Below are 12,582 nucleotides of genomic sequence, written 5' to 3'. Positions count from 1 at the left end.
AACAGACGGTTCGCGCCCCTTTTTGCATATCGGGTTTCTTCATACAAAAAAAGAAGCATCTGCTTTGCAGATGCTTCTTTTTGGCTTGTGGGAAAAGTCTGGATATCGCATTGATTGAAGGAATCACAAAACGGCCCTTCTGGGCCGCGCCGCTTTTGCGGCGTAAATTCGGAGCAGAGCGGAGAATTGCGCAGGGGCGGCTTTGCCGACCCCGAGCATTTTAATGCCGAAGGGTGGAGCCGCCTTCTGGGCGGCGAAACCCAAAAAAGAAAGACACGACTTATGTCGTGTCTTTCTTTTTTGGCAGCGGGAGAAGGATTCGAACCCTCACAAACAGAGTCAGAGTCTGTCGTGCTACCCTTACACAATCCCGCTATCTCGTGCTCACTTGTCGTAAGCACGAATGCTATTATAGCAAACAATTTGAAAATGTCAAGAGGAAATTTTCTTTTTTTCTCACCATGTGAAACAAGCCCAAAATCCAGGACGGAAAACAACTCGGTTCTGGGCAGGAGAGCGTCAGAGCGGTACGTTTACCACGATGGGGGCATCCAGCGTGACGGGTCCGCCGATGCTCACCTGGGTGACCTGGCCCTGGTCCAGGGTGAGCTTGACCCGAATGACGCCGGCAGGCTGGGTAAGATCCTGGGCATACTGGCCGTCGGGGGCGCCCATGGCGCAGGCGATGGCGGAGGCCACCGAGCCGGAGCCGCAGCTTCCCTCCCACACCAGCGTGTTGGCGGCAGGTACCTTGACCAGCGGGGTGACGTGGCTGGTGGAGCGGTTGAGGAACATGACGCCGTAGGCCTCCAGGCCGGGAATCTCCTGGAACAGGGGCTCCACCTCCTGGAAAAAGTCCAGACTGGGGGCGACATCCTCCACCACAAGGTGGGCGATGCCCTCCAAATCCACCAGAACACCGGAGTGACCGCCCACCTGGACGGTGCGCACGCTGCGGGGCAGGGGCATCTCAGATTCAGCTGTGCCGGCCTTCAAATCGGAAAAGGCAGTGACCAGATGGTCGCAGCCGCTGACCTCCAACCGCATGGTGGAGGGAGAGGGCACCCCCATCTCCTGCTGCATGACCATAGCAAAGGCCCGGGTGGCGTTGCCGCAGAACTCTCCGCCGGCCATTTCAATGCGGCCCTGGCCGCCCATGACGGGGGTGCAGCAGTAGGCCAGCTGCTCCGCCTTGAACTGGGCTATGCCCAGCAGATGGGCCGTGACCTTGGGCCGCTGAGCGGGCTCCACCGGGTCCAGAACGTACAGGGTAATATTGCCCGCGGGATCAGCGCGCAGAACGCGCAGAGTGAGCTGTTCCATGATTGTATTCCGCTCCTGTTCCTAAGTAAAATGTTAAGATACACATTATGCCATTTGTCCCAATATACTATAAAAGTTCTCAAAAGTCTCTTGACGTTTTTGACAATTTTCCGGCACGATCCTGGTGCAAAAGCTCCGCCCACTGTCCCGGAAAAAAGGGGCAGTGGGCGGAGTGGTTCAGGCGTGGAAGAAGCGCCCCAATTTGGGCAGGGAGAAACGCTTTTTTTCGCTGCTTTTCCGGCCCTCCGGGGTGGGACAGGGGACGGATTCAGACTGGAACATCTCCTGGCTGCAGCAGGGACTGTCGCCGGGCTCCTTGGGGTGGTAGAGTCCGCCCGGCTTCAGCTGCCAGGACTTGACGTTGTCCTGCTTGAGCACGTCGATGATATGGAACAGCCGCTTGCGGCACCAGCTGTCCAGCACCGGACAGGCGATTTCCACCCGCCGCTGGGTGTTGCGGGTCATGAAGTCGGCGGAGGAGATGTATAAATCCGCGTCCTCTCCACGGCCGAACTGATAGATCCGGCTGTGCTCCAGATAGCGGCCCACGATAGAAAAGACCTGGATGTGCTCTGTCAGGCCGGGGACGCCGGGGATGATGCAGCAGATGCCCCGCACATTCATGTCGATCTCCACCCCGGCCTGGGAGGCCTGGGCCAGCTTGTCAATGAGCATGCGGTCGGTGATGGAGTTGAGCTTGAGGAAGATATAGCCGTCCTTGCCCTTGGCAATCTCCCGGTCCATGAGGGCCATCACCTTGCTTCGCAGGCCGAAGGGGGAGGCCAGCAGACGCTGGTAGTCGCCGCTGAAGTTGCCGATGGCCATGTTCTGGAAAAAGGCGGCGGCGTCGGCACCGATGATGGGGTCGGCGGTCATGAGGCACAGGTCGGTGTAGAGCTTGGCGGTCTTTTCATTGTAGTTGCCGGTGCCCACCTGGGTGATGTGCTGGATGCCGGTTCGGGTGCGGCGGGTGATGAGACAGATCTTGGAGTGGACCTTGATACCCTCCGAGCCGTAGAAGATGGTGCAGCCCGCCTCCTCCATGCGCTCGGCCCAGCGGATGTTGTTCTGCTCGTCAAAGCGGGCCCGCAGCTCCATGAGCACCGTTACATCCTTGCCGTTTTCCGCGGCGGCGGACAGGTACTCGGCCAGCTTGGCCCGAGAGGCCAGACGGTAAATGGTGATTTTGATGGAGAGAACGTCCGGGTCGAAGGCGGCCTCCCGGATGAGGTGGAGGAAGGGGTCCATCTGCTCAAAGGGGTAGAAGACCAGGGCGTCCCGGGCGAGAATCTGGGGAAGAATGGGCCGCTGGGGGTCCAGGCAGGCGGGAAAGCGGGGGGAGAAGGGGGGATCACACAGAGCCTGAGTGCTCTCCGGGGAGAGAAGGGAGGTGAGGGAATAGACGTATTCCAAGGAGAGGGGTGCCTTGCTCTTGAACACCTGCTCCCGGGGGAGGCCCAGCTTCTCGCACAGGAAGGGGAGCAGCCGCTCCCCCTTTCCGCCCTGAATCTCCAGGCGTACAGGGGCCAGACGGGCCCGCTTCTTCACAATCTTGCGCATGTGCTGGCGGAAATCCTCATCCACGTCATAGGCCTCGTCCTCGGGGCTGATGTCGGCGTTGCGGGTGACCGCAATGACCGCCTTTTCCACGATGGTGAACTGGTCGAACACGTCTCCGGCGTACTCCATGAGTACATCTTCCAGCAGGACGTAGTGGACGCCCCGCTCGTCCAGCCGCAGGAAGGGAGGAATGCCCGGGGGCAGGGGGAGAAAGCCGAAGGACTCCTGATCCCCCCGGCGCAGGGCCAGGGCGATGGTCAGCCGCTTGTTGCCCAGGTGGGGGAATGGGTGGTGGAGGTCCACCACCAGGGGGGAGAGGACGGGGCGGACCTCGTCCCGGTACCAGCGCTCCACCTGCTTTTTGGCCCGGCTGTCCAGCTCCTCCATGGACAGCCGGCAGATGTTGCAGGCCCGCAGGCGCAGATCCAGCTGGTCAAAGACCTTGTCCCGCTGCTTATAGAGGGGAACCACCGCCTTGAAAATGGCCTGGAGCTGCTCCTGAGGGGTGCGGCCGCTCTTGTTGTCCACATGGGTCTGCTTCACCATGGCCATGTCGGTGAGAGAGCCCACCCGGATCATGAAGAACTCGTCCAGATTGCTGGTGAAGATGGCGGCAAACTTCAGCCGCTCCATGAGGGGGACGGACTCGTCCCTGGCCTCGGCCAGCACCCGCTCGTTGAACTTCAGCCAGGACAGCTCCCGGTCCTGGGTGTAGCGGGTGTCAAATTGCTTGTTCATGAAGGTTGACCTCCCTTGAGGATTTTCTCTTGCAGATAGCCCTCACGCACGCCACTGGGGCTGACGGTGATGTCCTCCAGACCATAGACCCGGGCGATGGTGTCCAGAGCCAGAAGGCCGGGGATGATGGTGTGGATGCGGTCGGGGGCGGCCTTGAGCAGCAGATGGAGGTCCGAACGGCTGGGGTCCTTCAGCCGCTTGAGCATCTGCTTGAGCTCCTGGGCAGTGAGCACCCGGCAGTCCCGGGGACGGTCGAAGAGGCAGTTGGCCACCTTGCAGGCGGCCCGGGCGGTGCCGCCTACGCCGCAGCCGTGGGCGACGGAGGGAGGCGTGGGGACATGGCGCTCCAGCTGCTCCTTCACCTGGGCGCGAATGGCCTTGCGCTCCTTGCCGGTGGGGTGGAGAGCGGAGACATTCCGGCTGAACAGGGACAGGGAGCCCAGAGACAGGGAGCAGGAGGAGAGAATCTCCCGCCCCTCATAGCGCACCAGCTCCGTGGAGCCGCCGCCCAGGTCGATGAGCAGGCCGCTCTCGGGACCGGCCTCCACTGCCCCCAGGAAGGAGAGACGGGCCTCCTCCGTGCCGGACAGCACATCCACGGGCAGGCCGGTCACCGCCTGGATGCGGCCCGCGGCGTCCTCTGTGTTGGAGACGTTTCGGAGAGAGGCGGTGGCAAAGACGTGCAGGTGGTGAAAGTTCAGATTCTTCATCAGCTGCTTGTATTCCTCCACCGCGGTGCAGGCCACCTGGATGCCCTGGGCGGTGAGGGCACCTGCCTCCACGTAGTCGGCCAGGCCGGCCATGACCTTCCGGTGCATCAGCAGGCGGCCCTGGCCGTTTTCACATTGATAAATGGACAGACGAATGGTATTGGACCCCAGGTCCACAAGACCACAGATCATAGGTTGGACAGACTCCTTTCCGGAGGCCATAAAAATGCGGCCTCTGGGGATCAGTATTGCCCAAAAGAAGGGAAAATAGCGCCAAAGGGCGCAATCATCCAGCATGAGCATACAGTTTCTTCATTATAGAAGGAACGGTGTAAAATGTTCGCCCTGTGCCGTGTAAAATGTAGGTAAAATCTGGGGTCAGCGAAGACGCCTGGGATTCAGCTCCTTCAAAGCCTGGGGTGAGAGCAGAAGCAGAGCGGTCAGGTTGGGCAGGGCCATGAGGGCGTTGCACAGATCCACCAGCAGCCACACCGCCGCCGGTTCCCACACCGCCCCCGCCAGAACGCACAGGAGAAAGACAACACGGTAGGGAAGAAGAAACCGGTCGCTCCCCGCCAGAAAGCGCAGGCACTGCTGGCCATAGTAGCTCCAGCCCAGAATGGAGGAGAAGGCAAAGAGGAGAAGGCTCAAAGCCACCACGCCCTGCCCCGCGGGACCCAGCACCTGGGAGAAGGCGGCGGCGGTGAGGGGGGCGCCCGAGAGCGCGGGAACCCCCTGAAGGGGCCACAGGCCGCTGACCAGAATGACCAGGGCGGTGACGGTACACACCAGCAGGGTGGAGAGAAACACCTCAAAGATGCCCCACATCCCTTGCCGGGCGGGGCAGTCCACCCGGGCGGCCCCGTGGGCCATGGCGGAGGTGCCCAGTCCCGCCTCGTTGGTGAATACGCCCCGGGCCACCCCGTAGCGCAGAGCGGAGGCCACCGTCCACCCGGCCCCCCCGCCCAGGGCGGAGGCGGGGGAGAGAGCGCTGGAGACGATGAGGGCCAGGGCTTCGGGCAGGCGGTGGGCGTTGAGCAGGAGAATGACCCCGCCGCTGCCCAGATAGAGGAGGGCCATCACAGGGACCAATGTGGAGGACACCCGGGCAATCCGTCCAAGCCCTCCGGCCAGAATGGCCCCCGCCAGCAGGGCGGTGCAGAGCCCCACCACAGCCCGGTTGGCCCCGAAGGCGGCCTCCAGAGAGGCGGCGATGGAGGAGGACTGCACCAGACTGCCCCCCGCCAGGGTGGCAGGCAGACAGGCCAGGGCAAACCACCCGGCCAGCAAGGGGGCGCGGAGACCGTCCCGGAGGTAGAACATGGGGCCGCCCTGGAGACCCTCCCCGGGGGCGGGGCGCTGGTACTTGACGGCGAGAATTTTTTCCCCGCACCCGGTCATCATCCCCAGAAAGGCGGACACCCACATCCAGAAGACCGCTCCCGGGCCTCCCAGGGTGAGGGCGGTGGCCACCCCGGCGATAGAGCCGGTGCCCATGGTGGAGGCCAGAGCGGTGGCCAGGGCCTGGAGGGAGGAGAGGCCGCTTCCCTCTGTGCCTTCCCGCCGCCGAAACAGGGAACCCGCCGTGGCGCGCCACCACCGCCGAAGGCCGAACAGCTGGAAAAAGCCGGAGCCCAGGGAATAAACGAGCCCCGTGAGCAGAAAAAGCCCCAGAAGCCAGGGGCACCAGAGTGCGTCGCACAGTCGCTGCAGCGTATTCAAACTCCCATCACCTCATCTCCACAGGTATGCGCCCGGGGGCGGGGACAGTCCTCCTTTCCCATTGACAAGCGGGGAGAATTCGGGGATAATATCAACCATCGAATGCTGCGGCCAAGGCCGAAAAGGAGCTGTGATATATATGGTTAAGATCAATGAGAATTACGGAAAGCTGCCCGGCAGCTATCTCTTTTCCGAGGTAGCCCGTCGAATTTCCGCTTATACCGCCGCCCATCCGGAGGCGAAGATTATCAAGCTGTCCATCGGTGACGTGACCCGTCCCCTGGTTCCCGCTGTGACGGAGGCCATGCACAAGGCAGTGGACGAGATGGGCACCTACGAGGGGTTCCACGGCTACGGCCCGGAGCAGGGCTACCCCTTCCTGCGGGAGGCTATTGCCCAGTTTGACTACAAGGCCCGGGGCGTGGACATCAAGCCCGAGGAGATCTTTGTCTCCGACGGTGCCAAGAGCGACTGCGGCAACATCGGGGACATCTTCGGTGTGGACAACAAGGTGGCGGTGTGCGACCCCGTGTACCCCGTGTACGTGGACACCAACGCCATGGCCGGACGGGCCGGGGACTACGTAGAGGCCCAGGGCCGCTGGAGCAACCTCATCTATATGCCCTGCCTGGAGGAGAACGGCTTTATGCCCCAGATCCCCAAGGAGCGGGCGGACCTCATCTACCTCTGCTTCCCCAACAACCCCACCGGCTCCATGGCCACCCGGGAGCAGCTGAAGCAGTGGGTGGACTACGCCAATGAGAATGGCTCTGTGATTCTCTACGACTCCGCCTACGAGGCCTTCATCACCGACCCGGACATCCCCCACACCATCTTTGAGATTGAGGGGGCCCGTACCTGCGCCATTGAGTTCCGGTCCTTCTCCAAGACTGCCGGCTTTACCGGCAACCGCTGCGCCTACACCGTGGTGCCCATGGAGCTGGAGCGGGACGGCGCCAAGCTGAACACCATGTGGAACCGCCGCCAGACCACCAAGTTCAACGGTGTCCCCTATGTGGTGCAGCGGGGCGCGGCAGCTATCTACACCCCCGAGGGCCACGCCCAGGTGATGGAGTCCATCGCCTACTACCAGAAGAACGCCCAGGTCATCCGGGAGGGGCTGACCGCGGCCGGGCTGGAGTGCTTCGGCGGCGTCAACGCCCCCTATATCTGGCTGAAGACCCCCGGCGGCATGGGATCCTGGGACTTCTTCGACCTGGTGCTGGATAAGGCCAACGTGGCCATCACCCCCGGCGCGGGCTTCGGTCCCAGCGGCGAGGGCTATGTGCGCCTGACCGCCTTCGGCGACGCCGAGGCCACCCGCCAGGCGGTGGAGCGGGTCAAGAGTATGCTGTAATTCCCGCCATTTAAGCAAAGAGAGCCCCGGTCCCCTGGGACCGGGGCTCTTTTTGTGCGGCGGAACAAAAGAAACTGGAAAAAATCGGATTCGGTTTGATACAATTTTTTCTTTACTCCGCTAAAAGAATTTCGTATAATGCAAGGCGGGAAAAACGAAATCCCAAAACGTCGCAGAAGGAAAGGAGGACCTTGGGCCAGGACCCAACATAAGCGCCAGCGCCCCGGCTGTCAGGCTGGGGACGACGAGGTGGGGGGAGAATCGAAGCCTTCGGCGGGTGCCCCTCCGTGCCGCTCCGGGCGCGTATTCGGCCGACAAATATGCGGGTAACTGCAAAACAAAGGGGCCGGAACCGGGGAACGAGGTGCAAATAGCTGCGAGTTTGTCCTCTTGAGCAATCCAATTGAATCAGGAGGAAATTGAATATGTGCGGAATTGTAGGCTATGTGGGCAGTGAGCAGGCCGCTCCCGTTTTGCTGGAGGGGCTGTCCCGTCTGGAGTACCGGGGATACGACTCGGCAGGGGTTGCGGTCTACTCCCAGCGGGAGGGAACCCTGTCTGTCCACAAGGCCAAGGGCCGGCTGCAGGTGCTTTCCGACCTGCTCCAGGGCGGAGCGGCGGTGGAGGGCACCGTGGGCATCGGACACACCCGCTGGGCCACTCACGGGGCGCCCAGCGACGTCAACTCCCATCCCCAGGTGAGCCAGGGCGGCAAGATTGCGGTGGTGCACAACGGCATCATCGAGAACTACGCCGAGCTGAAGGCCTTCCTGGTGGATAAGGGCGTGACCTTTGTCTCCGAGACGGACACCGAGGTGGTGGCTCAGCTCATCGAGTACTTTTACGACGGAGATTTGCTGGCCGCTGTGGGGCGTGTGCTCCACCGCATTAAGGGGGCCTATGCCCTGGGCATCCTGTGCGCGGACACCCCGGACCAGCTCATCGCCGTGCGCAAGGACAGCCCGCTGATTCTGGGCTACGGCAAAGGCTGCAGCTTCATGGCCAGCGACGTCACCGCCATCCTGAAGCACACCCGGGAGGTGGGCTACATGGAAGACGGGGAGATCGCCGTCCTCACCCGGGAGGGCATCCAGTGCTACAACCACCTGATGCAGCCCATCCAGAAGGAGATCTCCCACGTGGACTGGGAGATTGACGCGGCGGAGAAGGGCGGCTATGAGCACTTCATGTTCAAGGAGATCATGGAGCAGCCCGAGGCCCTGCGCCGGTGTGTCTTCCCACGCATCCGGGAGGGCGAGGTCTGGTTTGAGGACTTCGGCCTGAGCGAGGAGTACATCCGGTCCATCCAGAAGATCTACATTGTGGCCTGCGGATCCAGCTACCACGTGGGCATGGTGGGCAAGTACAATCTGGAGCGGCTGACCCGCATCCCGGTGGAGGTGGCCCTGGCCTCGGAGTTCCGGTACATGGACCCCATTGTGAATGACCGGACCCTTGTGGTGGTCATCAGCCAATCGGGAGAGACCCTGGACACCATGGCCGCCCTGCGGGAGGCCCGGAAGCTGGGTGGGCGCATCCTGTCCATCGTCAACGTGGTGGGCAGCTCCATCGCCCGGGAGTCGGATGAGGTGCTCTACACCTGGGCCGGGCCGGAGATCGCCGTGGCTACCACCAAGGCTTACTCCACCCAGATGGCCCTCATCGATCTGCTGGGCCTGTACTTTGCCCGGATTCTGGGCACAGTGGAGGAGCAGGAGTACCGCTCAGCCCTGGATGAGATGCTGCTGCTGCCGGCCAAAATGGAGGAAGTGCTGGCGGACAAGGACGACATCCAGTACTTTGCCTCTCAGTACTTCAACCACGACTCCGTCTTTTTCATCGGACGGAATCTGGACTATGCCCTAGGCCTGGAGGGCTCCCTGAAGCTCAAGGAGATCTCCTACATCCACTCGGAGGCCTACGCCTCCGGCGAGCTGAAGCATGGGACCATCAGCCTCATCGAGGACGGCACCCTGGTGGTGGCGCTGGGTACCTACGGACGGCTTTTTGAGAAGGCCATGAGCAACGTGGTGGAGGTCAAGTCCCGGGGGGCTGATGTGCTGGCCCTCACCACCAAGAGCCATGAGAAGGAGATGCGGGAGACAGCCAACGCGGTCATTACCATCCCCGATACCCACGACCTGCTGCTGCCCTCTCTGGGTGTGGTGCCTCTGCAGCTGTTTGCCTATTATGTGGCGCTGATGCGTGGGTGCGACATTGATAAGCCCAGAAATCTGGCCAAGAGCGTAACCGTGGAATAAAACAAAACCCCGGCGTCCTGTTTGAACAGGACGCCGGGGTTTGACTTTTTCAATTACTGGGCGTTGGGCTGGCCCTTGAGCCATTCGTCCTCATACTCGTTGGCCTTCAGCCAGTCCTCATAGCTGGCGCGGACCATCTCCCAGACGTTCTGCCAGTCCACCAGGTTGAGCTCCTCCTCGTGGAACAGCTCGTCGTAGAAGGCGTGGAGGGCGTCCTCCTTGTTGCCCACATACTCCTCATAGAAGGCGTCCATGTAGGCCCCGAAACGGGGATCGGCCATCTGGTCCGGGCCGGTGAGAGCGGCCTGGAACTCCTCGCGGGTCCAGTGCTTATCCTTGTGCATGGTCAGGGGCATCACATTGATCCAGCTGGACAGCCGCTCCATATTTTCATGGAGACAGGTTTGATCTTCCACGGTGATCAGGTAGGGGCGGAGCTCTTCCAGCAGGTTGTAGAAGGCCTCTTCCATTTTGGTGCGGATCGTCTGGTTACGTTCTTCCTGTGTCATTGCCGAATCCTCCATTCCATCTCAAAGGTTGCCCACCGGTGGGCCGGATACACCGCACAGCAGTTTTGTCCTGCGCAGCTGCCTCTGCGCAGGATTGCTGTACGCTTTACTTCATTATAGACGGGAGAGGCAAGAACGTCAACAATATTTTGCATAAATTTGCTCGTCCTCATGCAAAATGAGGACGAGCAAACAACAATGTCTCAACTTTGTGTGCGGGCTGCGCGGGGACGGCGGGCGGGGAATTTCCACACCTGCAACAGAACGCCGGCGAGAATAAACACAAGACCCAGATAGGAAGACAAAAGAATGGGCTCATGCAGAAGGAAAAAGATGTAAACCAGAGAAAGAAAAGGGGTGAGGTAGGCCAGATTGGACAGCTTGGCGGTGTTCCCCAGGTCCATGGACAGGGCCCAGGTGGTATAGGCCAGACCGTTGGTCACCATACCCAGCCAGATGGTACCTCCCCACTGGACAGCACTCAGGATAGGGACAGGCTCCTGAGCCGCCAGGAACACGAGGCTGACCAGTGTAGTGGAAGTATAGTACACCAGCATGGCCACAAACTTGTCGCATTTGACCTGCGTATTGAAGACTGCGAACAGGGCGTAGCAGCAGGCGCCCAGAAGACAGGATATCACGCCGCCGAAATCCACCCCGCCCAGATTGGCCAGATTGCCCTCAGTGGCCACAATGATGACGCCGAAAAAGGAGAGAAGAAGGGCCAAGCAGGTCTGGGCTGTTATGGGCTTCCGCAGAATGAGCCAGGAGAAAACGACAATGAGAATGGGCCACAAATAATTGATGATGTAGGCCTGCTGTGCCTCCAGGCGGGCCAGGCCGTTATAGAAGAACAGAGACATCAGGAACATACCCAGAATTCCCAGGGCGGACATCCGGAAAAGGTCCTTCAGATGCAGTGTCCGGAGCAGCGGGAGACGCCCAGTGGCAGCCACAAGGATCAGAAGAAAAACAGCGGCGGTCAGACTGGTGTAGAACACCAACGCAAATTGGGACAGGGAATCCATCATCAGTGTGCCCACTGCCGCTGTGGAGGCCCAGGACAAAATGGAGATGCCGGCAAACAGGTATTCTTTCTTCATGAAATCCTTCCCCTTTCTGCTGGGAAAACATTGCTGTCAGGGGAAGTTATACCGCCAAATAAACCACTCGTCAAGGGGAGAAAAACAAAAATTTTATAAGCTCTCACAAAACGTTGACCAGCGTCGCCTGCTCCATCTCGGACAGCAGCTCCAGCTGAGAAATGAGGTCGGCGTTGGCGGCGGCGTACTGGTCCATTTCCTCCAGATCCAGGTACTGCATGACGCTGCGGAAAGAGCGGAGAATTTGGTCAGTGTCGGAGTGGCGCAGGACGCAGTGAAGATATGTGTGGTGGTCGTTCCAGCTGTCGTAGGACTGTCGGGTCAGGTCCCGGGCCTGCTCCCACTGATTCTCATGGGCCAGCTGCTGGGCCTCACGAAGAGGCTGGGCCAGGCTCTGGGTGAGGGAGTTGGAGTACCAAGCGTTTCCCAGGCTGACGGCCAGCAGGAAAACCAGCAGAGCGGATGCAATCCAGAGCCGTTTCATTTCGGCCGCCTCCTTACGTGTTAAAATCCTTGCGTGTGAGGTAGACCTTGCCGCCCCGGTCGGCCAAAAGAAGGAAGACCTGCTTCGGGTCCGAGCAGCCCCCCTCCTTCAGCCGCTTGTTCAGCCAGGCCCGGTCCCGGCCCAGCTGGGTGAGGTTGTGCTCCAGAAGCCGCCCGTCGCTGACCACCACTAGGGGGAGTTCCCACTGCTCCACCTCCAGCCCCAGCTGCTGGGCGGTGGGGGGCTTTTGGGCGGCGAAGGGGAGAACGGACAGCTGGCCGTTGGTCTCTAAAATGGCGTATTTCACACCTGAGGGGTCGGTGTAGCCCTGGCCGCGAAGCTCCTCCAGCAGCTCATCCACCGTCAGGCGGTTGCGGGCCATTTCCCGCTGGTCCACCTTGCCCTCCCGGATAATGATGCTGGGGCGGCCGCAGAGCAGAGCCCGGAAGCGCACGCTGCGCATGGTGAGCACGGAGAGGATCATGGTCATGGCCAGCAGGGCCAGAATGGGAATCACTCCGGCCAGCAGGGGGATGCCGAAGTCCTGCATGGGAACGGAGGCCAGGTCGGCAATAATGAGGGAGAGCACCAGCTCAGAGGGCTCCAGCTCGCCCACCTGCCGCTTGCCCATGAGGCGGATGCCGGCAATAATCAAGATGTAGAGGATGACGGTGCGGACAAGACCGGTAAACATAATACGCCTCCGCGAAAGAAGAGTGGAGCTGGTGGGCTATGAGGGATAGTCTTGCCCTTCCTCTCGTCGATTATCCCAGGGACGGAAGAAAACGGAGCGAAAAATTATACAGAAAAAGGGA

At 61.0% G+C, this 12,582-nt stretch carries 10 protein-coding genes and 1 tRNA gene; 2 read left to right on the top strand and 9 right to left on the bottom strand.

The annotated features are described in order from the left end of the window. Positions 1–301: 301 nt before the first annotated feature. The 5 genes from DWX58_RS13715 to DWX58_RS13695 all read right to left on the bottom strand — a co-directional run bounded on the left by DWX58_RS13715 (position 302) and on the right by DWX58_RS13695 (position 6,053). A tRNA-Gln gene (locus DWX58_RS13715) sits at positions 302–375 on the bottom strand. A 144-nt stretch (positions 376–519) separates the two neighbouring features. Next, positions 520–1,323, bottom strand: coding sequence for a hypothetical protein (locus DWX58_RS13710; RefSeq protein ID WP_118644764.1), 804 nt, complete (start codon positions 1,321–1,323; stop codon positions 520–522). 177 nt (positions 1,324–1,500) lie between these two features. Next, on the bottom strand, positions 1,501–3,621 hold the full coding sequence (ppk1, locus tag DWX58_RS13705; protein WP_118644762.1) for a polyphosphate kinase 1: 2,121 nt from the start codon (positions 3,619–3,621) through the stop codon (positions 1,501–1,503). After that, entirely contained in the window at positions 3,618–4,523 is a 906-nt protein-coding gene (locus DWX58_RS13700) for a phosphatase (RefSeq protein WP_118644999.1), read from the bottom strand. Before DWX58_RS13700 ends, ppk1 begins: the two co-directional genes overlap by 4 nt. A gap of 186 nt (positions 4,524–4,709) precedes the next feature. Continuing rightward, complete coding sequence (locus DWX58_RS13695) at positions 4,710–6,053, bottom strand: sodium:alanine symporter family protein (RefSeq protein WP_118644760.1); 1,344 nt, start codon at positions 6,051–6,053, stop codon at positions 4,710–4,712. 139 nt (positions 6,054–6,192) lie between these two features. Here DWX58_RS13695 and DWX58_RS13690 point away from each other — a divergent pair, with 139 nt between their 5' ends. Both DWX58_RS13690 and glmS read left to right on the top strand, forming a co-directional pair. After that, on the top strand, positions 6,193–7,410 hold the full coding sequence (locus DWX58_RS13690; RefSeq protein ID WP_118644758.1) for an LL-diaminopimelate aminotransferase: 1,218 nt from the start codon (positions 6,193–6,195) through the stop codon (positions 7,408–7,410). Between the two features lie 425 nt (positions 7,411–7,835). Continuing rightward, a complete protein-coding gene (gene glmS / locus DWX58_RS13685) occupies positions 7,836–9,671 on the top strand; it encodes a glutamine--fructose-6-phosphate transaminase (isomerizing) (RefSeq protein ID WP_118644756.1) in 1,836 nt (611 codons plus the stop codon). 53 nt (positions 9,672–9,724) lie between these two features. On the opposite strand, the gene DWX58_RS13680 is transcribed toward glmS, so the two are convergent. From DWX58_RS13680 to DWX58_RS13665, 4 genes are all read right to left on the bottom strand, one after another. After that, entirely contained in the window at positions 9,725–10,180 is a 456-nt protein-coding gene (locus DWX58_RS13680; RefSeq protein ID WP_118644754.1) for a hypothetical protein, read from the bottom strand. Positions 10,181–10,383: 203 nt separating this feature from the next. After that, the gene (locus DWX58_RS13675; protein WP_118644752.1) at positions 10,384–11,283 is read right to left on the bottom strand and encodes a DMT family transporter; all 900 of its coding nucleotides are present in this window, start codon (positions 11,281–11,283) and stop codon (positions 10,384–10,386) included. A 103-nt stretch (positions 11,284–11,386) separates the two neighbouring features. Then, positions 11,387–11,767: a DUF4363 family protein gene (locus DWX58_RS13670; protein WP_118644750.1), complete on the bottom strand. Its 381-nt coding sequence runs from the start codon at positions 11,765–11,767 to the stop codon at positions 11,387–11,389. Positions 11,768–11,780: 13 nt separating this feature from the next. After that, the gene (locus tag DWX58_RS13665) at positions 11,781–12,461 is read right to left on the bottom strand and encodes a DUF421 domain-containing protein (RefSeq protein ID WP_118644748.1); all 681 of its coding nucleotides are present in this window, start codon (positions 12,459–12,461) and stop codon (positions 11,781–11,783) included. Positions 12,462–12,582 lie beyond the last annotated feature (121 nt).

The sequence above is a fragment of the Pseudoflavonifractor sp. AF19-9AC genome (assembly GCF_003478995.1).
In the GTDB taxonomy this organism is placed as follows: domain Bacteria; phylum Bacillota; class Clostridia; order Oscillospirales; family Oscillospiraceae; genus Lawsonibacter.
The sequence above is the reverse complement of the archived record's forward strand: the minus strand, read 5'-3'. Positions and strand labels throughout refer to the sequence as shown.

Bases quoted from the DNA above. Each gene is read 5' to 3' on its own strand.
- DWX58_RS13690 (WP_118644758.1), top strand. From the start codon at position 6,193: ATGGTTAAGATCAATGAGAATTACGGAAAGCTGCCCGGCAGCTATCTC.
- ppk1 (WP_118644762.1), bottom strand. From the start codon at position 3,621: ATGAACAAGCAATTTGACACCCGCTACACCCAGGACCGGGAGCTGTCC.
- DWX58_RS13700 (WP_118644999.1), bottom strand. From the start codon at position 4,523: ATGATCTGTGGTCTTGTGGACCTGGGGTCCAATACCATTCGTCTGTCC.
- DWX58_RS13670 (WP_118644750.1), bottom strand. From the start codon at position 11,767: ATGAAACGGCTCTGGATTGCATCCGCTCTGCTGGTTTTCCTGCTGGCC.
- DWX58_RS13680 (WP_118644754.1), bottom strand. From the start codon at position 10,180: ATGACACAGGAAGAACGTAACCAGACGATCCGCACCAAAATGGAAGAG.
- glmS (WP_118644756.1), top strand. From the start codon at position 7,836: ATGTGCGGAATTGTAGGCTATGTGGGCAGTGAGCAGGCCGCTCCCGTT.
- DWX58_RS13675 (WP_118644752.1), bottom strand. From the start codon at position 11,283: ATGAAGAAAGAATACCTGTTTGCCGGCATCTCCATTTTGTCCTGGGCC.
- DWX58_RS13665 (WP_118644748.1), bottom strand. From the start codon at position 12,461: ATGTTTACCGGTCTTGTCCGCACCGTCATCCTCTACATCTTGATTATT.
- DWX58_RS13710 (WP_118644764.1), bottom strand. From the start codon at position 1,323: ATGGAACAGCTCACTCTGCGCGTTCTGCGCGCTGATCCCGCGGGCAAT.